The sequence below is a fragment of the Pseudoflavonifractor sp. SW1122 genome, from assembly GCF_012027765.1.
Taxonomy (GTDB): domain Bacteria; phylum Bacillota; class Clostridia; order Oscillospirales; family Oscillospiraceae; genus Enterenecus; species Enterenecus faecium.
This window is the reverse complement of record NZ_SJOS01000008.1, coordinates 13,932-33,529: the sequence shown is the minus strand read 5'-3', so window position 1 is coordinate 33,529 and position 19,598 is coordinate 13,932. Positions and strand designations below refer to the sequence as shown.

The window sequence follows — 19,598 nt, the reverse complement described above, 5'->3', positions numbered from 1 at the left end:
TTCACAAAATGCCGGTGGAAGCTCGCTCCATGATCTCGTAGCCCAGACACACGTTGCGCACCCCGGCTCCCTGGCTGCGCAGCAGCCGCAGCAGCAGCTGGGCGGCCTCCTGGCCGCTGGTCTCGTAGTGCAGGTGGGCGCTGGTGAGCGGGGTGGCGGTGACTTGACCCAATGTGGTGTCGCCCACTCCGGCAATGAGCACGTCTTTGCCCACCCGGAGCCCCAGCTCCCGGCAGGCCTGCATGGCGCCAATGGCGATGGCGTCAGTGGCGCAGAAAATGCCGTCGGGGCGGCGGGCCTGAATCAACGCCTTGGCCTGGACATAGCCCTCCTGCATCCGGAAGCCGGACACACACATGTCCTCGGTGCGCACGGGCAGCCCGGCCTGTCGCATGGCCTGGACATAGCCCTCCCGACGAGACAGGCCGGCGGCCCGGTCCTGGGCCGTGACCCCGATGTACGCCGGGTGGCTGCCCCGCTGGATGAGCAAACTGGTCAAATCCCGGGCGGCGCCCAGGTCGTCGTGGTAGACACAGCTGTACCCGTCGTACTGCTGGGCCACAATCACCACCGGCATGTGCATGCTTTTCAGCACAGCCCGGTGCTCGGGGGTGAAAATGCTGGCCAGGAAGATCACTCCGTCCACCCCGCTCTGACGCAGGGCGTCCAGATACTCCACCTCACGCTCTGGGCGGTTGGCGGTGTTGGCCAACAGCATCCGGTAGCCCTTGTCGCCCAGCACCAGGCTGATACCGTCCACCACCCGGGCGGTACTCTCGCCGCTGAGCCGGGGCAGCACCACCCCGATCTGCCGGGTGCGGCGGGTGCGCAGACCCCGGGCCGCCTCGCTGGGGGAATATCCGGTACGGCGCACCGCCTCCTCAATGGCGGCTCGCTTCTCGGCGCTGAGGTATCCGTTGTTAAAGTATCGGCTGACCGCTGTTTTGGAAACTCCTGCCAACGCTGCAAATTCGGTAATGTTCATACCCATTCCCCTTTCCAGGTCTGCGACGGCCCCTTCCCGCCATCTTCCTCTCTTGTTACCTCTATCTTAACCATACTCCCATAATTTTGTCAATGGAAGGGGAAGGATTCCCGGCACAGAACGGGCTTTTTTTACGCTTTCTCCCCCCTTCTCCCCCTTGCAGGGTGGGCAAATCCGTGGTATACTGTTACCCTGCCCAGAGAGGAGGTGTCCCGGGTGGGAAAGCAATCGGTGAAACAGCTGGCCTCGAACCGAAAGGCCTTTCACGACTACTTCATTGAAGACAAATACGAAGCCGGCATTGAGCTGTGCGGCACGGAGGTCAAGTCCATCCGCAAGGGAAATGTGAACCTGAAGGACTCCTTCTGCATTGTCAAAGACGGAGAGATGTTCCTCCACGGGATGCATGTCTCCCCCTATGAACAGGGCAACATCTTTAATAAGGACCCCCGGCGCACCCGGAAACTGCTGCTGCACAAGCGGGAGATTCTAAAGCTCCACGCCAAGGTCCAGCAGGATGGGTACTCCCTCATTCCCCTGTCGGTCTACCTCTCCGGTCCCCGGGTGAAGGTGGAGCTGGCAGTGGCCCGAGGCAAGAAACTGTATGACAAGCGAGAGGCGGCCGCCAAGCGGGACGCCAAGCGGGAGATGGACCGTGTTTCCCGCGGACGTTATTGAGGACCTGTCATTATAAGCGATCAAACATCGCCTGAACGGACCTTTTCCCGCCAGACTGCGTTGCTTTCCCTTGTCATACACAAAGTATGACTTTGTAAAAGCGCCTTGTCTGACAGAAAAATCTCTCGTCCATTCGATATTCTCTGCCTATAAGGCCAGGTCCTAGGGTATCAACCCAATGACATATTAAATTAATATACGGAAAGGGGAAATTCCCATGGCTCAAAATCCTATCGTCACCTTTGAAATGGAGAACGGCGGCATCATGAAGGCCGAGCTGTACCCCGAGGTGGCTCCCAACACCGTCAACAACTTCATCTCTCTGGTGAAGAAGGGCTTCTACAACGGCCTCATTTTCCACCGTGTCATCCCCGGCTTTATGATTCAGGGCGGCGACCCCCAGGGCATCGGCATCGGCGGCCCCGGTTACTCCATCAAGGGTGAGTTCGCCCAGAACCGTTTCAAGAACGATCTGGCCCACGACCGTGGCGTGCTGTCCATGGCCCGCTCCATGCGGCCTGACTCCGCCGGAAGCCAGTTCTTCATCATGGTGGAGAAGGCTCCCCACCTGGACGGCGCTTACGCCGCCTTCGGTAAGGTCATCGAGGGCATGGAAGTGGCCGACGGCATCGTGTCCGCCAAGCGGGACTACAACGACAAGCCCCTGGAGGACCAGCGCATGAAGGCGGTCACCGTGGAGACCTTCGGCGTGGAGTATCCCGAGCCCGAGACCCTTTAATTGAAACACCCACGCCTCCCGGCACAGCCGGGAGGCTCTATGGGGGCGTACTGGTTTCGACGGGGACTAGGAAGCAGGATAAGCGGGTGGCGGCGCCCAGCCGCCTTAAAATGGGCAACTTATAAATTAAAGAACAACGATAACGTCGTTCTCGCCGCTGCTTAATGCGGCCGTCCCTGCCGGAAGGACCACGAGCCGACCGGGGCGTCATCTTAGTGGTGCCCGTGCGTACGGAAAGAGTTGACCGTGCCACGCATCATGACTCTACCAACCTGCGCAGTGTGACGATTCACGGCGTGGGAAGGGAATGTAAATAACCGTCTGCACCCGGAGAAAGTCCTGTGGAATGGTTTTCGGACAGGGGTTCGACTCCCCTCGCCTCCACCAAAACCCCAACATGTTGCGGCGCAACGTGTTGGGGTTTTCCCTTACTCCTGCAACGGTTTCCAGCTTTTCTTCCTGTGTATCTTTTGTTCATCCCGTGTAACTTATGTCCCCGCCCACCAAGGAGCTGATGAAGCTGGTGCTGGAGGAACGCATCGCCCATGGCGGTCATCCCGTCCTCCGCTGGATGATGGACAACATCTACATCCGCACCGACCCGGCGGGGAACATCAAGCCGGACAAGGAAAAATCCACAGAAAAAATCGATGGCGCCGTTGCCACCGTTATGGCCCTTGATCGGGCCATCCGATGCGGCAACGACACCAGCGAGTCGGTCTATGACAGCAGAGGGCTGCTGTTCATTTGATATGGTTTTATTTTTTTAACTTCAAGCCATCTTTAAATGCTTCTCCTACACGGTCAGTTACTTTATAATAGCCGTGTGTATAGGGGTCAAATGCGATAGCGTTCACCAGTGAAATATCCAGCTTACCATCCCGAAGGACGCTTTCATCGGCTGTGACTTTTACTACCTTGCCAATCACGCCGCATCCATACTCGTTGCTCTGATACTCGATAAATTTGCATTCCAGACAAAGAGGGAACTCATTGATTACAGGGGCATCTACCGTCTCCGCTTTTGTTGCGGTGAGACCCGCCTGACCCAATTTATCCGAAACACGGTTACCGGAAACAACGCCAAAGTAGTCAGCCTCCACAACGTGGGCGGCATCGGCAATGCTGACGGTAAATCCGCCACGCGTTTTGATATTCTTTACGGTTTTGTGACTCTCAGTCAGGTTTAGCGCGACAGTATCGCGCTCCTGCATTGTTCCCCAGGCGGCATTCATCACATTTACAGTTCCATCCTCGTTATAGGTGGCTACCATCAGAACAGGCATGGGGAAAATGCCTTCAGTAATTTTCAATTCTTTTCTCATGCTGCTTGCCTCGCTTTTTTAAAGATTGACACCTACGGTGCTTTCCCTTATAATTATAGCCAGTAGCAAACAAAATTCAAGTACTGGCATTTGAGAAGGGTACTATCCTAAAAGGAAGTGTGACAATGATTCGTAACTACATCGAGAATGCGAATTTTGAGGATACTGGCTTCAGCTACACCATGTCGCTGATTTCCGGCAAGCACAAAATGGTGATTCTCTATTGTTTGATGGAGTTTGAAATCGTGCGGTTCAATGAACTGAAACGCTATCTGGGAAATGTATCCGATAAGACTTTAAGCACAAACCTGAAAGAGTTAGAATCAGCTCATCTCGTAGAGCGAAAAGAATATCCGCAAATTCCGCCAAAAGTAGAGTACTCTCTCAGTGAGCGGGGCAAGTCACTTATGAAAATTTTAGACCAGCTCTGCACATGGGGAGAGGAAAACAGGGTGTAATCTTTTCTCAATTTAAAAGTATTCTAAGCATCTATCGAAAGGTAGGTGCTTTTCTTATGCCCATTTTTAAGGATGGTGATGTGTATGGGCATCTTTTCCGGCTTGTTCAAATCCCGCGACAAGCCCCAGAACCGGACATCCGGCAGTGGGTACAGCTTCTTCTTCAGCGGCTCCACCGCCGGCAAGAACGTCAACGAGCGTTCCGCCATGCAGATGACCGCTGTGTACTCCTGCGTCCGCATCCTGGCGGAAGCGGTGGCGGGTCTGCCGCTGCACCTCTACCGCTACAAGGAGGATGGCGGCAAGGAAAAGGCGCTGGACCATCCGCTCTATAATCTTCTCCACGATGAGCCGAACCCGGAGATGAGTTCCTTCGTATTCCGGGAGACGCTCATGACCCATCTGCTCCTGTGGGGCAACGCCTACGCCCAGATCATCCGAAACGGCAAGGGCGAGGTCATCGCCCTCTATCCGCTGATGCCAAACCGCATGGTGGTGGACAGGGACACCAAGGGCCGGCTCTACTACCAATACACCACCAGCACCGAGGACGCTCCCACCATGAAGGGCGTCACCGTCAACCTGCCGCCTTCGGATGTGCTGCACATCCCCGGTCTGGGTTTTGACGGGCTGGTGGGCTACAGCCCCATTGCCATGGCCAAGAACGCCATCGGCATGGCGATTGCCTGTGAGGAGTACGGGGCCAAGTTCTTCGCCAACGGCGCGGCTCCCGGCGGTGTGCTGGAACATCCCGGCACCATCAAAGACCCCCAGCGGGTGCGGGAGAGCTGGCAGTCCACCTTCGGCGGCAGCGGCAACAGCAACAAGATCGCCGTGCTGGAGGAGGGCATGAAGTACACGCCCATTGGCATCTCGCCGGAGCAGGCGCAGTTTTTGGAGACGCGAAAATTCCAAGTCAATGAGATCGCTCGAATTCGGCGTTACCGTTGCCCAGGACTTGACCGGCGCCACCATTGATGGGAACAAGGTGCTGGTCTCCACCAGCGAGGATGGCGGCACCCCTGTGGCCGTGGGCTTTCGCGCCAAGAAGGCCAATGGCAAGTACCGCTACTTCTGGCTCTACCGGGTAAAGTTTGGCATTCCCGCAACCAACCTCACCACCAAGGGTGAGAGCATTGAATTTTCCACCCCTTCCATCGAGGGCACCGTGACCCGCCGCAACAAGGTGGACGGTCAGGGCAGGCACCCCTGGAAGGCGGAGGTCTCCGAGGACGATACCGGCGTGCTGCCCGCCACCATCTCCGGCTGGTACGAAGAGGTGTATGAGCCGGACTATAGCACGTTGGAAACTGCGTAAGGAGGGCTGACCCATGAGCAAGGAGCGAAGCGCCGCCATCACCATCGGCGGCAAAGAGTATGATCTGGTGCTCACCACCCGCGCCACCAAGGAGATTGCCGGACGCTATGGCGGTTTGGAGAACCTGGGCGACAGGCTGATGAAGTCCGAGAACTTTGAAATGGCGCTCGATGAGATCATCTGGCTCATCACCCTGCTGGCCAATCAGAGCGTCCTGATTCACAACCTCCAGCATCCGGAGGACAAAAAGGAGCCACTGACCCAGGACGCCGTGGAGCTGCTGACCTCTCCCTTCGAGCTGGCGGGGTACAAGGAAGCCATCATGGAAGCCATGTACAAGGGCACCAAGCGGAATATCGAAAGCGAGACGGACTCAAAAAACGCGGAAGTCGGGTAACAGACGTCGAGCTGTTTACCCGGCTTTTCTATTACGGCACCGCTCAGCTGGGTTTTACCCCGGAGCAAACCATGCCCCTGCCCTTCGGCCTGCTGCTGGATCTGTGGGAGTGCCACAAGCAGTTCCTCGGCATGGCAAGACCCAAGCGGGAGCTGACCATTGACGATGTGATTCCCTACGGGATTTGAATAATGTATTGCTTTTGTCCGTACAATAGAGTATAATAGAGGCAAGGAAGAATACACAAATCCCGAAAGGAGTCTTGGATATGGCAAAGTCGGCAAATCTGTATGCGCGCATTGAGCCGGAGGTCAAGGAACAGGCGGAAGCCATCCTCAGCGCCCTGGGCATCCCGGCGTCCAATGCCATCACCATGTTCTACAAGCAGGTCATCCTCCAGCGGGGCTTGCCCTTCGAGGTAAAGCTCCCGGAGCATCCGCTGGACGTCAGCCGCATGACTGCCGAGCAGCTGGATACGGAACTGGAGAAGGGCTATGCCCAGATGAAGACCGGGCAAACCATTCCGGCAAAGCAGGCGTTTGACGAGCTGCGGGGAGAACTGGGCGTATGAGCTATGAGGTGACGCTGACCCCGGAAGCAAAGCACGACCTGCGGGAAATCTACCGCTACATCGCAGTAGACCTGCAGTCGGAGCAGAACGCCAACGGTCAGCTGGATCGCTTGGAGGAGAACATCCTCAAGCTGGACGAGATGCCGGAGCGGTTCCGGGTCTACGACCGGGAGCCATGGCGCAGCCGTAATCTCCGGGTCATGCCGGTGGACAATTACCTGGTGTTCTACGTCCCGGACCACCAGGTAAAAACCGTCACGGTGCTCCGCGTCATGTACGGCGGGCGGGATATTGACGCCCAGCTCCGTAATATTTCGAGGTGAGTTCGTTGCTGTTTCATTCATTCCAATCCCAAGCGGAACGTCGGGAGTTTGGTGGTTCGGATTTCATTGAAATACAATACTGCAGATTACCGGAAGGAACTTCCCTCCGGGAAATCGTTTCGATTGATGCGATAAAGCACTGGAAAGATGACTCTTTATACATCTCCGGCGATGATATGGATCTTTTTTACCAGAGCTACGGAGATATCATCACGGGTGGCGTCTATAACAACGGAGATCGCGGCCCCATGGACCTTTTTGGAATTAACTTCTATTCCAGAGAGCAAACCAATGAAATCATAGAACGACTCGCGGAAGAAAAGCCGCCGGGGTATCAAATCCTGTGCAGATGGTTACAGGCGGATGAGCAGAGCCTCGGTTTCTATGTTTTAGGAGTATAACCATTCCTGTAATTGTGCGTCAGTCAATAATAATAATTCTTGAGAAAGTGCCAGACACCGCACCTGACCGAGGAAGAGATCAAGGCACGGTTCCTGGATGTCTTCAATACGCTGGTTTCGGACAAAGAGCGGTTGCTGGATGAGTGCCGCACTATGCAGGCTGCACTTACCGACACCCGTTCTCTGGACAGCGAGATAGCGACCCTTCTGTCCGAAATGGAGGTGGTGGCCGAGCTAACCAAGCGGTGCATCGAAGAGAACTCTACCACCGCCCAGAACCAAGCCGCCTATCTGGAACGTTACAACGGCCTGGCAGAACGGTACGAAACCGCCAAGGCCAAGCTGGAGAAGCTCCAGGCGGCAAAGGCCCAGCGGAAAGCCAAGGCCGAGGACATCGGCGGCTTTATGTTCGAGTTGGCGGAGTACGGAGAACCCATCACGGAGTTCGATGACCGGCTCTGGCTCACGGTCATCGACATTGTCACCGTCCACCGGGATGGGCGGCTTACATTCAAATTCCAGACGGGGCATGAGATGCTTGAATAAGAATCAATTTTATTAAAAAAGGGGGCGGAAGGTTTCCGTCCCCTTTACTATTATGGAATGTATTTCATCCCCCACTGTGAAATAGCATAAAACACTGGCAATAAGTCCTGACCTTGCTCTGTGAGGAAATACTCCACCCGCAGCGGCATCTCATTATATTGAATGCGCTGCACCAGTTCATCCTTTTCCAATTCTTTGAGCGCATTGGTTAGCGCCGTATTGGTGATGGGCTTGAGCAGCTTTTTGAGTTCGCCAAACCGCATGGGAGACTTGATGCACAGCTCATAGAGGATCTGGAGCTTCCACTTACCCTGCAGCATCTGCACCACCGGCATAACAGGGCAATTGCCACTCTCCGTAAGAATGACGTCGCTTACCTTTTCTTTGAATTCCTCGTAAGTCATTGTTGATTCCCCACTTTAGACAGGTATTGTTTTTGATACCAGGTACAAACAATTTGCGTACTTGATTTATTATGACAATCAAGTATAATAATTGTACTAGAAGAAGCTGGATATGTCAATCTCCAAATCACTCTGAAAGGATGAAACACGATGAGAGAACTGAACATTATGGAGGCCACTGTCTATTCTTCCCCCAATCCGCTGACTTTGATCTGTTCTTTGAATGAAGATGGCACCACCAACCTGGCCCCCATCTGCTTTGTCTCCTATCTCTCTTTCAACCCGCCGATGGTGGGATTCGCCGCCGGAAAGCAGTCCCACACCGGCAAGCGTGTGCGGGAGACTGGTAAAGTCATCGTCACGGTCCCCGGTGAAAGTCTGGCTGGCGCAGTGATGGCCTGCGGCACCTCCACCGGCGCCAAGTTAAACAAGGTGTCCGAAAATCACATCGAAATGAAGTCGGTAGACGGCAGCGACATTCAGATTCCGGCTGACACCCGGCTGGCAATGGTAGCCACCTTGCAGCAGTCCGTGGAGGTGGGAGACCACATCCTGCATATCTGCCAGGTAGACAAGTTCCTGGGGGATGAGGACAAAAAGGGTCTGTATGCCTGGAACGGCTTTGGAAAGGTCGCATCTGCGGCAGAAGGTTGAGTCTTAAAGCAGGAAGGAGGCGTCAGCGGTGGCCATCTGCATCAAGGACTGTATTCAGAATATGAATCTGGTGATCGGCTGTCCCATTGGCTGCAGCTACTGCTACGCCAGAAACAATGTCCGCCGGTTCCACATGATCGATGACTTTGAAAAGCCGGAGTTCTTCCCAGGTAAGCTGCGGCTGATGGAGAAGAAGCGTCCTCAAAATTTCCTGCTCACCGGCATGAGCGATTTTGCCCACTGGCAGACAGAGTGGCGAGATCAGGTATTTTCCAAAATGGCTGAAAATCCACAGCACCAGTATCTGTTCTTGACCAAGCGGCCGGAGGACATCGTCTTTTCCACCCCATTAGACAATGCCTGGTTCGGCGTGACTGTGACTTCCAGCAGGGAGAAAGGCCGCATCCAGACTTTACGGGAGCACATCCGCGGCGGGCATTACCATGTGACCTTTGAACCCATGTTTGACAACATCGGTACAGTAGACCTCACTGGCATCGAATGGATCGTCATTGGTACTGAGACTGGACGCAGGAAGGGCAAGGCCGTCTCCAAACCGGAGTGGGTGTGGAATTTGACTCATCAGGCTCACGCCCTTGGTATTCCTGTGTTCATGAAGGAAGACCTGCTCCCCATCATGGGGGAAGAACAGATGGTGCAGGAGCTGCCCCCGGCCTTCTGCCGGGTATTGGAGGAACAGAAAGCATGGCGGAAATAGTAGAAAACGGCGTCCTCATCCGGGACGTGGAGACAAAAAACGTCATGACAAAGTCCGCCCTTCCAGTGGGCGGCTATTCGGTGAACCCCTACGTGGGCTGCACCCACGGCTGCAAATACTGCTACGCCTCGTTCATGAAGCGGTTTACCGGGCATACCGAACCATGGGGCACCTTTCTGGATGTGAAGCACTGGCCTGCCATTAAAAATCCCCGGAAGTATGCCGGGCAGCGTATAGTCATCGGCTCGGTGACAGACGGATACCTGCCTCAGGAGGAGCAGTTCGGCAATACCCGCAGGCTGTTGGAGCAGCTGAAAGGCAGCGGCGCGGAGATTCTGATCTGTACCAAATCCGACTTGGTGGTGCGGGACATCGACTTGCTGAAAGAGATGGGAAAAGTCACTGTTTCCTGGTCGATTAACACGCTGGATGAGGGTTTCAAAGATGACATGGACAATGCCGTCAGCATCCAGCGGCGGTTGGACGCCATGAAGCAGGTCTATGATGCAGGCATCCGCACCGTGTGCTTTATCGCTCCGGTTTTTCCCGGTATCACGGATTTCGAGGCCATCTTCCACCGGGTAAAAGACCAGTGCGACCTGGTGTGGCTGGAAAATCTGAATTTGCGGGGCGGCTTCAAAAAAGACATCCTGGCCTATATTCAGGAGAAATACCCTGACCTCATGCCGCTGTACAACGCCATCTATACCAGAGGAGACAGGGGCTATTTCCGGGAGTTGGAGGAGCGGGCAGAGCGCCTTGCGAGAGAATATGATTGTCCCTTTGTGGACAACGAACTCCCCTACGGCCGGGCAGAGCCGGGGCATCCGGTCATCGTGGATTACTTTTATCACGAGGAAGTGCGCGGCTCGGAGAACACCGGCCTCAGGAATCGGTGAACCCCCTTGGCGCAAAGTGACCCCCCTGACGCCCAAAGGGGGTTCATTTGTATCACAATTAGGGTCATTTGCCAAAAATCCCGAACGCAAATGCGTTCGGGATTTTTACTTATTACCTATTCCTATTCACTTTTCACTAATGTTTACAGTTAAGATTATTTGTCATCACTTTAGCAAATCCTCCATGCTCAGGAAAAGATCTGCAGGGACTTGGATGAGTTTATTAGGTAAGTTACGCAAACGCTCAAGCAAACTATTTACATCTGATATGAGTTTTTCTCCACTCTCTGCTTGCAAAGTCCAAATTATTTCCCTAAGGATACCAGGAACATGTCGTTGCAACAGTTCCGCATTTTGCAACAAAAATTTGGACAACCTGTGCAATGCATTGCAGAACGGGCAACGTTGCTCATCATATGCTGTTAAATAAGTATCTTCGTTCTCTGGATATATAAACAGTGATGGTGGGTATATCTCATCATGTAGACTTCGATCCCCCCCTCCTTGTCCCCGGATATAAATTGTATCCTGTTTATCGCCCCTGTACATGCGTAACTCATAGTGGCGCTTTAAGCAAGCTAGCAACATTTGTCCTCTTAGGCCTACCTTTTTCCTTCCTTTCCACTCCAGTCTTACCAATCCCCTCTGCTCAGTCTTTCTCTTAAGTTCCTCCCAACTCAGGGTGCCCTCTGATGTGCGAGCCAAGAGCCGTTCTTGCATATCTGGTCGTTTATCCGCTAGAGCATAATAATCCGCAGTGGGAATCATCCATGGCTTATTTTCCAACAACTCTTGCACACCATCTCCCACGTCAAATCCTTCCTGCCTGAGGTGCTCCGCTATCAGCATAACGTCACAAGCCACTTCCAAAGATACCTCTCGAAGCGTTGATCGCAAAACATTTACTCCAGGTCTATAATAGTCTGCAAGCAACGTAATACCACCCAATACTTCTCCCCTACGCCATGTTTCAAATAAAATTTTTCCGTTGCCACACAACACTCCATTATGTGCTACTAGATATCCATGCCCCACCCTATCCCATGTGTCACAGAAATACCTCTGATACCACAACAAGTTTGGAAAATTGAACTCAATAGAGAAAAATTTTCTATTCAATGCCTTTAATTCCTTGGAATTATTTCTGTTTTTTCTATCCACATCTCGCACATTTAGGAAAGCATCAATCACCAGATTCCCCTCTGCATTAATACCACATGCCCTCAATTTTACATTAACTTCTACCATCTCTCCTTCACATTTTGCATAACCAGCACCGTAATATCCGACTATCTTCCCAACTAATAGCCCTCCAGAGAGGTAGGGGGATTTGGTATATTGATCCAGCGGGACCCACTTCAGCACAACTTTGGGCAACTTGTCAAAATGAAGCTGCGGAATCTTTTCAAATAGCTCTTGCAATTGTTCCTCTGTCATGAGAAACTCCAGTACTCCCTGTTGAGACAGGTCCTCCGACGGAGAAATGTTGTGGACTACCTCCATAAACTCCTCTTGGGTTACATAATCACAAGAGCCCTCCGGACCGTCATAGTGAATTGGAACCGGAGGATATACTACATAGCGGTCTAAAATCTCCTTGAATCCCGTATATTTTCCCGTCTGGTAGAGATTAGTACGTACCGCAATCACGGTACCCGGTTGCTGTAAATAGGGACGTTTTTCCTGTTCCGTTATTCCCTTCATAGGTCCGGGGCAATGCCCTTCCCGCTGACTGGCCATATAATAATATCCGTTCATGCCGTGCATACTCAGCCGCAGTGCAGATGGGCGCTCACCATTTTCTCCAAACCGTTTGGTACTGACCTCCGCCCGATTGGACTCTTTTCCGCCCATAAAACATGATAGAATTCCGATGCCAAATCGACTGATAGGTGTGTAGTTTGGGTCTGCTCCGCAACGAATCTTGTCTTTTTTAAAGGTATCTGAGGCATAGTAAGATCTTCCGATTTTTAAGAAATAGTTCTCAACAATCTCTTTGGTCATTCCAGTGCCGTTGTCCTCAATGCGGAACCAGTGATCCCCCTTCTCATCCATCCAACTGCGGATATTAATCTGAGGCTTCCAATTCCTTGGCAACTGCTTATCCAGTTGCTCTCTGGTTCGCACAGCGTCAATGGCATTTTGGAGCAATTCCCGGACAAACGCCGAGGGATCACTATACAGGTTCTCTCCCACCAGCAGCTCCATGACTTTATCCTGGTCCATAGTCAGGTGATATTGACCCGACACATACCCCTTGGCCTTAATCGTGCGCTCAATCTTACTGGGTAAGATAAAGCTCTGCCACTTCCCCACATATTGACGCAGCAGTTTTCCACATTGCTCCAGCTCCTGATCTACCCAATCCAAATAGCTGTTCACTGCCTGCTCAATTTGCATAGATTCACAGGTGGCATGGTAAGGCAAGTCATAGGGCACACTGCGATCTGCCACATGGACAAAATCAACTCCCTGAGAGGCCATGTGCTTTTTCCATTCTTCCTTACTAATCTTGGCTTCGCTTCCCTCCGCATAGTCAAAACCACAATATTGGTACACTGCCTTGGGCGCACGAATGGTATCAAAGTCTAAGATATCCGCCAAGCGCAGCATCACCGCACAAAATCGCAGGTCCACCGTGGATGTGCTTTCCAAACCATTCAATCGGGAGGAGTCTTCTCCATGGCTCTGGCACACCCGCACCAAATCATCCCGGTCTACTTTGCCCCACAGACAGTTAGGCCATTCTATAGTGTTCAACAGCTCTAAGACACGCTCATGGTGGATGCTGCGCAAATAATTTCTTAACATTTCATCAGTGAGTTCCGGCTCATCGGGGTTCTTAGCATAGGCTTTGACATATTCGCTGTGATGCCGCTCCAGGTATTCATCGAGACGGTCCCTATCCTGGAGCAAGGCCTCTTTTTCCCGTTCGCTATAGCTCATCCCCACATCATGACAGCACGCCGCCAAAATTAACATAGCGGTTTCATCACGTGTAAGTTCACTCACATCATCACCCAAAAGTTGCTCCATGATGCGTAAAACATTGCAAATATGCGTCTCATCGTGCAAGGTGTACATAGGGAAGGTATCTCGAATGGCCTTTGCCCGGTCAACGCCGAAGTCGCACACCAATTTGACACCGCTCAAATATTCATCAGAAATCTGTTGGTCCGGCTGTAATTTCTTATCTTCTTCCCTAGCCTTCTGCTGGAGGATTTTCCACAACTTTTCATCTCTCACACCCATAAGATCAACTGCCTTTTCCTGTCGCATATACCTCGACATTTTCTTACAAAATCAGCAGCAATATTTTACACCATTCTCAATTATATAGAAAGGGCTTTTATCCAAATTATAATAAAGAGACTCTCCCCTATGTAAAAGGACCGCAGTTTGATGCCCATCCCATCAAACTGCGGTCCTTCTTTATTTTTCCTGGTAGGCTTCACATTTACATCCTGACACGACGCATCCCCTTCGCGAATATCCTCCAGGGCCGTGCGGACTGCGGCAATCACAAAAGCTGAAAATGTGCAATTTTTACCCTGAATTGCCCGTTCCACTTCTTCTACTACGTCGCTGGGAAAGCGAATGGTCTTGTTGACGGTGGGCGGCGTGGACGGTATCTCAAATCTGGCCATAGATGTTTCCTCGCAATACTTTTGTATTGCAATTAGTCTATCCCACGATTTCTGGAAAGTATGCATTGTATTTGCAATGCATACTTGGTATGATGGACGAGAGGTGATATCTTGTGGACTTCTTTTATTTCTTCCTGCCTGGCTTCACATTCACGTCGGGGCGGATAGTCCCGTCAATTTTCCCGTACTCCTGCTCAAAAGCTTTGATATTCTCCCGAATCAAAACCAGAATGTGACTGTTGACCGAACGCCCCTCATAGTCGGCCACAAAGCCCAGCTTCTCCAGCATTTCTTCCTCAATGCGAATAGACACACTTTTAATTGCCATAAAATCACCTTTATAGATATATTGTGTGTTCATTATACCATAAGACATGTTTACATGGCGCTGTATTTGCTCTCCCCCTCCTTGACGCTCTCCCATCCAAAACTTATACTGTATCTACCCATACCCCTGGAGGAAGGAGGAATGCCCACCATGAGTCGGGATATCTGGAACCCCTGGCACGGCTGCCGCAAGTTCAGCGAGGGCTGCGACCACTGCTACATGTTTTACCAGGACAGCCAGCGGGACCGCTTTGGCGGCGACATTTACAAGGTCAAAACCAACTTTAACCTGCCCTTGAAAAAGGACCGACAGGGCAACTATAAAATCAAGAGCGGAGAATCCCTCCGGGTATGTATGACCAGCGACTTCTTTCTGGAAGAGGCGGACCCGTGGCGGGACGAGGTGTGGGACATGATCCGCCAGCGCTCCGACGTCCACTTCTTCCTCCTGACCAAGCGGGCCCACCGCATCCGGGAGTGCCTACCCTGGGACTGGCTGGACGGCTGGGACCACGTGTCCCTGAATGTCACGGCAGAAAACCAACGGCGGGCCGACGAGCGGCTCCCCATCCTCCTGGACATTCCCGCCAAACACAAGGGCGTCATGGTAGCCCCCTTTCTAGGGCCGGTGGATTTGTCCCCCTACCTGGCCACCGGACAGCTGGAACACGTGATCGCAGACGGGGAAAACTACGAAGGAGCCAGGCCCTTGCACTATGAATGGGTGAAACAGCTCTATGACCAGTGCCGACAATACCAGGTGCCTTTTACCTTCTTTGGCACCGGGGACCGCTTTGTCAAAGACGGGAAGGAGTATCACATCTGCAAAGCCTATCAGCATGTGCAGGCCCTGCGCTCCGGGCTGCAATATCCCGCCCCAGCTCAGGAGATTCCCCTTCAAAAGCGGTGCGCCACCTGTGCCCGGCGTGAGACCTGCAACGGGTGCCGCTGGTGCGGCCGATGCCAGCCCTAGCAGCGTCCCATGGAAACAAGCTTCCACATTGGACGCTTTTTTCGTGGAAATCTTTTGTTTCCTCCCCACGCAACAAATCGTTGCTTGCCATTTGGGGGTCTTCTCCCCTATCATAGTGGAGAACTCCCCAGAAAAGGAAGGTGCCCGTATGGTTGGCAAGAACATCAAAAAATTTCGCACGGCAAAACAGATGACCCAGGACGAGCTGGCCCAGCAGCTCAATGTGACCCGTCAGGCGGTGTCCAATTGGGAGAACGGCAAAACCCAGCCGGACATTGAGACCCTCCACAAAATCGCTGAGATTTTGGACGTCACCATCGAAGAACTGATCTACGGAGCCAAGCAGACCACCACCATCGTCAAGAATACCACCGTGCAAAACGCCACCAAGGGGCTGTCCTTTGGCGCCGCTCTGGCCATGGTGATCTCCTATGTGAACTGGCACTCCATCGGGTGGGCCATCTTCCACGGGCTGCTGAACTGGGTCTATGTGATTTATTTCGTGCTGCGGTATGGGTGGAACGGATGACCTTGGCGATATCCTTTTCTCTTCATCTCCCTCCCGCCCCTTTACATCCACCCTCCTCCGGGGTTATACTGTGCTCACAGAATCACCCCACTGCGAGAGGAGACATTCCCATGCACACAGACATTGATATCCATGCCCTCATGGAGCTGGTCCGCCAGGCGGGCAAGCTGCTCTACGACCGGGAGGGCTCTACCCACATCCGCAAGAAGGGCCGGGCGGACTACGTCACCCAGGTGGACATGGCCGTCCAGGGCTTTTTCGGGGAAGAACTGCCCAAGCGCTGGCCCCACATCCAGTTCATGAGTGAGGAGCAGTCCAACGCCCATCTGGACCCCAACGCCCCCATGTGGATTCTGGACCCGGTGGACGGCACCTGCAACCTCATCCATGACCTGGGCATGAGCGCCATCTCTCTGGCCCTGGTGGAAGGTGGCCAGGTCATGCTGGGCATCGTATACAACCCCTTCAACGGAGAGATGTTCCACGCCGTCCGGGGACAGGGCGCCTTCCGCAACGGCGAGCCCATCCACGTCAGCGACCAGCAGGAGCTGGCGGACAGCCTCATTGCCATCGGCACCAGCCCCTACCAAAAGCAGCTGGCAGAGACAAACTTCGCCCTGTTCCGCCGCCTGTTCGAGGTGGGCGCTGACATCCGCCGCATGGGCACCGCCTCCCTGGACCTGGCCTATGTGGCCTGTGGCCGGATGGACGCCTATCTGGAACGGGGCCTGAAGCCCTGGGACTTCGCCGCCGGAATCCTGCTGGTGGAAGAGGCCGGGGGCCAGGTGCGGGACTACCAGGGCAACCCCCTCATCCCCACCCAGCCCAGCGACATGTTCGCCCACAACGGCCCCATTGGCACCCGCATCGCTGAGGCGGTCTCACTGGAGTTCTGAGGACACCCGTCATTCATTTCTATTAAAGGCATAAAAAGAACGGTCAGCTTCACATCTTCGTTGACACCACACCAGATATACTCTCGATAGGCTTTCTGGTCAGTCATGAAAATTCCCCCTCTCTAAATAATAGTACAGGGCGGCAGCAGTCCTTGCTGTCGCCCCTTGATTGCCTACCAGCAAAGGTGGGCGGGGCTGTCAACGGCGGGCGTAGCCCGTTCATCTTGACCGTTGACTGGCTCGGCTGGCTTTGCTATTCTCGTATAATCATTTTTCATAGTTTTCCCCAACACATTGTATATTCCTTTTCGCCCGTATCTTCATCAACTCCTTCTGACAGAATTGAAAATCCCACCCTGTGATAGAAAGCAACTGCTCGTAAATTTTGTTGATATACACTCAAAGAAAGCGTATCATATTTTTGTTTTGCATAAGTTAGAAGCTGCGTACCAATTCCAGTAGAACGGTAGTTTCTGTCCACAAAAATTCCAGCAATGTATTCATTCATCAAACCAATAAAGCCCAGAACTTTTCCATTTATATCATAGACGAAAACTTTTGCCTGTAATAATGCTTCTTGCACTTCATTGAAATGTGAATGCCAGTATTCCTCTGACACAAAAGGATGAGCGTCTACATTCCCCCAAAACCATAGCTTCATAACCTGCTCTGTATCTAAAATTTGAAATTCACGGATCATCTTTTCTCCTTTCCGCATTTTGAAGAATAGCGGATTAAAATACCAGCAGTAAGAATCATGATACACAAACCGGATATGAAGAACCAAACATTTACACCTACGTTTTCTGCTATTGGGCTGCTAAAAAGCAAGCCGATTGGCATTGTAACAGAAGAAATCAAGGTAAGTACCGAAAATGCTCGCCCCATTTTTTCTGGAGATATGGTTTCCTGCATATAGGCAGTCAACGGGATTGTATGGACATTTCCAGAAGCGCCTAAACAGATACAACCTCCTACAAAGAAAAACCAGCCAACATAAGTAGGCGGTATGATACCGCAGAACAGCGACATCATTCCCATTCCAAACAAGCCGATGAACGAAACTCTGATTTTACGATTTATCTTCAGCACACTGGAAAATAAAAGGGAAGATGCCATCATACCGATTGCAAAAGACAATTCCACAACGCTGCCATACATTGCCGATAATTTAAAATAGTCACTTGTCATGAGCGGATAAAAGGAAGATAGTGGCGCATAGAAGAACATACAAAGAGCCTCTGCAATCACGACATAAAACAATTTTTTATCTTCTTTGAATACCTGCAATCCATCTTTAATTTCTGCTATAAAATGCTGTTCTTCTTGCGCTGTTTTTTCAAGTTTTGGGATTTTAACAACAGCTAACGCAATACTTGCTAAAATTGCTCCTGCTACATCACTCATTAAAACGACCGACATTGGAAAGATCGCATACAAAGACGCACCAATCACCGGGCCTAATAAAAATGAGCCGGAATTTAGAAGTTGCATCCACCCGTTTGTTTTTACCAACTGGTCTTTTGGTACAAGCTGCGGAATAATCGACTGTATTGCCGGCTGTTGGAATGTACTTCCAATCCCCCGGACACACAGCATTATAAATACTGTCCACACAGGCAGTTCAAAAAAGAACAGTAAAATTGCATAAATCAGCGCAACTGTACCCATTGCCATATCCGAAAATATAGAGATAAATTTTCGGTTATAACGATCGGCGGCAATTCCTGCTAATGGGCTGAATAAAGTCATTGGGAGATAGGCGACAAGCCCCGATATTCCCAGCATTAACGGCGAAGATGTTGTTTCAGCAAGCCACCAAATCAGGGCAAACTGAACACCATGACTGCCTAACATCGAAACTGCTTGTCCCAAGGCAACAGTCATAAACTTTGATTTCCATTTTTGTGTTTTTTTCATATCAAATTGTCCTCTAATTTTCAAAATAGTTTTTCAAACAGGGGACAATATCAAATGTGATAATCCCCTTATTATGCTATTGCCGACATCAAGCCACCTCCCTTCAAAAGATTTTGATTTCTGTTTTTATAACATGGCTTCCAGATATTTTTTTAATCCATCACGATATTTTTTTGTAAGCGTTAAATATTGCCGCTGTTCTTCCTCCGTCCATTCGTTCCAAATTTTATTTTCAATCTCATGCAGAGGTATTATTTTTTCTGCCGAAAATTTCTTTCCCTTTCCAGTGAGACAGAGAATTGTATTTCTGCCTTTCCCTTGTTCAAGATAGACGATTCCTTCTTTCTCCAATTTACGAATAGCAGAATTGATTGTTTGGCGACTGATACCTGTAAGCTTACTAATTTCACTTTGCAGGCATTGCCCATCTTTCTCACAAAGGACATATAGAATATTTTGAACGCTATCTGAAATACCCATTTTTACAGCTGCCTCGTGGTATAAAGCATTGATTTCTCCTGCTAAATAGGTGTATTGCCCTGTTTCTAAATAGTGCAAAATTTATCCTCCTCTTCATATGTCTGATTTCGTACATTTTTTATTATATCCGATTTCGTACATAAGTCAATAGTTTTTGAGGAATAATGTGGCTGCTGCCTTTCAAATTATCGTGTGTTACTTTATGGCACATGAGCATTCGCCGCCGGAATCCTGCTGGTGGAAGAGGCCGGGGGCCAGGTGCGGGACTACCAGGGCAACCCCCTCATCCCCACCCAGCCCAGCGACATGTTCGCCCACAACGGCCCCATCGGCGCCCGCATCGCTGAGGCGGTCTCACTGGAGTTCTGAGGACACCCGTCATTCATTTCTATAAAAGGCATAAAAAGTAC

The 19,598-nt window shown here is 51.6% G+C and carries 24 protein-coding genes, 1 other RNA gene and 3 pseudogenes; 19 read left to right on the top strand and 9 right to left on the bottom strand.

The window, feature by feature from the left end; translation table 11 throughout:
- Nucleotide 1 precedes the first annotated feature (1 nt).
- Nucleotides 2-985 (bottom strand): LacI family DNA-binding transcriptional regulator, encoded by a 984-nt coding sequence (locus tag E0L15_RS03465; protein ID WP_168124556.1) that lies wholly within the window; start codon nt 983-985, stop codon nt 2-4.
- A gap of 216 nt (nt 986-1,201) precedes the next feature.
- Between E0L15_RS03465 and smpB the strand changes: the two genes are divergently transcribed.
- The 4 genes and pseudogenes from smpB to E0L15_RS03445 all read left to right on the top strand — a co-directional run.
- Entirely contained in the window at nt 1,202-1,663 is a 462-nt protein-coding gene (smpB, locus tag E0L15_RS03460) for an SsrA-binding protein SmpB (RefSeq protein ID WP_087231465.1), read from the top strand.
- A 217-nt stretch (nt 1,664-1,880) separates the two neighbouring features.
- The gene (locus tag E0L15_RS03455) at nt 1,881-2,402 is read left to right on the top strand and encodes a peptidylprolyl isomerase (RefSeq protein ID WP_087231462.1); all 522 of its coding nucleotides are present in this window, start codon (nt 1,881-1,883) and stop codon (nt 2,400-2,402) included.
- Between the two features lie 41 nt (nt 2,403-2,443).
- Nucleotides 2,444-2,789: a transfer-messenger RNA gene (ssrA, locus tag E0L15_RS03450) on the top strand.
- Between the two features lie 103 nt (nt 2,790-2,892).
- A pseudogene (locus tag E0L15_RS03445) lies at nt 2,893-3,153 on the top strand (terminase TerL endonuclease subunit); the annotation flags it as partial.
- 7 nt (nt 3,154-3,160) lie between these two features.
- On the opposite strand, the gene E0L15_RS03440 reads toward E0L15_RS03445, so the two are convergent.
- Nucleotides 3,161-3,727 carry a flavin reductase family protein gene (locus tag E0L15_RS03440; protein ID WP_022190708.1) on the bottom strand — a complete coding sequence of 189 codons (567 nt, stop codon included), beginning with the start codon at nt 3,725-3,727 and terminating at the stop codon, nt 3,161-3,163.
- Between the two features lie 125 nt (nt 3,728-3,852).
- Between E0L15_RS03440 and E0L15_RS03435 the strand changes: the two genes are divergently transcribed.
- The 8 genes and pseudogenes from E0L15_RS03435 (at nt 3,853) to E0L15_RS03400 (ending at nt 7,741) form a co-directional block, all read left to right on the top strand.
- Nucleotides 3,853-4,185, top strand: a complete 333-nt coding sequence (locus tag E0L15_RS03435; protein ID WP_022190709.1) for a helix-turn-helix domain-containing protein — start codon at nt 3,853-3,855, stop codon at nt 4,183-4,185.
- A gap of 84 nt (nt 4,186-4,269) precedes the next feature.
- Nucleotides 4,270-5,121 (top strand): annotated as a pseudogene (locus tag E0L15_RS03430) (phage portal protein); the annotation flags it as partial.
- 13 nt (nt 5,122-5,134) lie between these two features.
- Nucleotides 5,135-5,503, top strand: a pseudogene (locus E0L15_RS03425) (major tail protein); the annotation flags it as partial.
- 13 nt (nt 5,504-5,516) lie between these two features.
- A complete protein-coding gene (locus E0L15_RS03420) occupies nt 5,517-5,900 on the top strand; it encodes a hypothetical protein (RefSeq protein ID WP_168124555.1) in 384 nt (127 codons plus the stop codon).
- A 268-nt stretch (nt 5,901-6,168) separates the two neighbouring features.
- The gene (locus E0L15_RS03415; RefSeq protein ID WP_022190720.1) at nt 6,169-6,471 is read left to right on the top strand and encodes a type II toxin-antitoxin system RelB/DinJ family antitoxin; all 303 of its coding nucleotides are present in this window, start codon (nt 6,169-6,171) and stop codon (nt 6,469-6,471) included.
- Entirely contained in the window at nt 6,468-6,794 is a 327-nt protein-coding gene (locus E0L15_RS03410) for a type II toxin-antitoxin system RelE/ParE family toxin (protein WP_022190721.1), read from the top strand. Before E0L15_RS03415 ends, E0L15_RS03410 begins: the two co-directional genes overlap by 4 nt.
- A 5-nt stretch (nt 6,795-6,799) precedes the next feature.
- Nucleotides 6,800-7,195, top strand: coding sequence for a hypothetical protein (locus tag E0L15_RS03405; RefSeq protein WP_168124554.1), 396 nt, complete (start codon nt 6,800-6,802; stop codon nt 7,193-7,195).
- Nucleotides 7,196-7,234: 39 nt separating this feature from the next.
- Complete coding sequence (locus E0L15_RS03400) at nt 7,235-7,741, top strand: hypothetical protein (protein ID WP_206020547.1); 507 nt, start codon at nt 7,235-7,237, stop codon at nt 7,739-7,741.
- 50 nt (nt 7,742-7,791) lie between these two features.
- Here E0L15_RS03400 and E0L15_RS03395 read toward each other — a convergent pair whose 3' ends face one another.
- On the bottom strand, nt 7,792-8,145 hold the full coding sequence (locus E0L15_RS03395; RefSeq protein WP_168124552.1) for a helix-turn-helix domain-containing protein: 354 nt from the start codon (nt 8,143-8,145) through the stop codon (nt 7,792-7,794).
- Nucleotides 8,146-8,295: 150 nt separating this feature from the next.
- Between E0L15_RS03395 and E0L15_RS03390 the strand changes: the two genes are divergently transcribed.
- The 3 genes from E0L15_RS03390 to E0L15_RS03380 are packed head-to-tail and all read left to right on the top strand — an operon-like array spanning nt 8,296 to nt 10,416.
- Nucleotides 8,296-8,799: a flavin reductase family protein gene (locus E0L15_RS03390; RefSeq protein WP_168124551.1), complete on the top strand. Its 504-nt coding sequence runs from the start codon at nt 8,296-8,298 to the stop codon at nt 8,797-8,799.
- A gap of 28 nt (nt 8,800-8,827) precedes the next feature.
- Nucleotides 8,828-9,517 carry a radical SAM mobile pair protein A gene (locus E0L15_RS03385; protein WP_168124550.1) on the top strand — a complete coding sequence of 230 codons (690 nt, stop codon included), beginning with the start codon at nt 8,828-8,830 and terminating at the stop codon, nt 9,515-9,517.
- Nucleotides 9,505-10,416 carry a radical SAM mobile pair protein B gene (locus tag E0L15_RS03380; protein WP_168124549.1) on the top strand — a complete coding sequence of 304 codons (912 nt, stop codon included), beginning with the start codon at nt 9,505-9,507 and terminating at the stop codon, nt 10,414-10,416. The genes E0L15_RS03385 and E0L15_RS03380 overlap by 13 nt, the downstream gene beginning before the upstream one ends.
- 165 nt (nt 10,417-10,581) lie before the next feature.
- Here the strand turns inward: E0L15_RS03380 and E0L15_RS03375 are convergent, their stop codons facing one another.
- The 3 genes from E0L15_RS03375 to E0L15_RS03365 form a co-directional block, all read right to left on the bottom strand.
- Entirely contained in the window at nt 10,582-13,695 is a 3,114-nt protein-coding gene (locus E0L15_RS03375; protein ID WP_206020546.1) for an HD domain-containing protein, read from the bottom strand.
- Between the two features lie 53 nt (nt 13,696-13,748).
- The gene (locus E0L15_RS03370) at nt 13,749-14,063 is read right to left on the bottom strand and encodes a YlcI/YnfO family protein (RefSeq protein WP_168124532.1); all 315 of its coding nucleotides are present in this window, start codon (nt 14,061-14,063) and stop codon (nt 13,749-13,751) included.
- 124 nt (nt 14,064-14,187) lie between these two features.
- A complete protein-coding gene (locus tag E0L15_RS03365) occupies nt 14,188-14,391 on the bottom strand; it encodes an Arc family DNA-binding protein (RefSeq protein ID WP_168124547.1) in 204 nt (67 codons plus the stop codon).
- Nucleotides 14,392-14,541: 150 nt separating this feature from the next.
- Here E0L15_RS03365 and E0L15_RS03360 point away from each other — a divergent pair, with 150 nt between their 5' ends.
- From E0L15_RS03360 to E0L15_RS03350, 3 genes are all read left to right on the top strand, one after another.
- Nucleotides 14,542-15,363 carry a DUF5131 family protein gene (locus E0L15_RS03360; RefSeq protein WP_168124546.1) on the top strand — a complete coding sequence of 274 codons (822 nt, stop codon included), beginning with the start codon at nt 14,542-14,544 and terminating at the stop codon, nt 15,361-15,363.
- Nucleotides 15,364-15,511: 148 nt separating this feature from the next.
- Nucleotides 15,512-15,892: a helix-turn-helix transcriptional regulator gene (locus E0L15_RS12635; protein WP_168124545.1), complete on the top strand. Its 381-nt coding sequence runs from the start codon at nt 15,512-15,514 to the stop codon at nt 15,890-15,892.
- 110 nt (nt 15,893-16,002) lie between these two features.
- Nucleotides 16,003-16,788 (top strand): inositol monophosphatase family protein, encoded by a 786-nt coding sequence (locus E0L15_RS03350; protein WP_168124544.1) that lies wholly within the window; start codon nt 16,003-16,005, stop codon nt 16,786-16,788.
- 274 nt (nt 16,789-17,062) lie between these two features.
- Here E0L15_RS03350 and E0L15_RS03345 read toward each other — a convergent pair whose 3' ends face one another.
- From E0L15_RS03345 to E0L15_RS03335, 3 genes are all read right to left on the bottom strand, one after another.
- On the bottom strand, nt 17,063-17,488 hold the full coding sequence (locus E0L15_RS03345) for an N-acetyltransferase (protein WP_168124543.1): 426 nt from the start codon (nt 17,486-17,488) through the stop codon (nt 17,063-17,065).
- Complete coding sequence (locus E0L15_RS03340) at nt 17,485-18,708, bottom strand: MFS transporter (RefSeq protein ID WP_168124542.1); 1,224 nt, start codon at nt 18,706-18,708, stop codon at nt 17,485-17,487. The genes E0L15_RS03345 and E0L15_RS03340 overlap by 4 nt, the downstream gene beginning before the upstream one ends.
- A 126-nt stretch (nt 18,709-18,834) precedes the next feature.
- Nucleotides 18,835-19,266, bottom strand: coding sequence for a winged helix-turn-helix transcriptional regulator (locus tag E0L15_RS03335; protein WP_168124541.1), 432 nt, complete (start codon nt 19,264-19,266; stop codon nt 18,835-18,837).
- Between the two features lie 159 nt (nt 19,267-19,425).
- On the opposite strand from E0L15_RS03335, the gene E0L15_RS03330 reads away from it, so the two are divergent.
- Entirely contained in the window at nt 19,426-19,557 is a 132-nt protein-coding gene (locus E0L15_RS03330; RefSeq protein ID WP_347565969.1) for a hypothetical protein, read from the top strand.
- Nucleotides 19,558-19,598 lie beyond the last annotated feature (41 nt).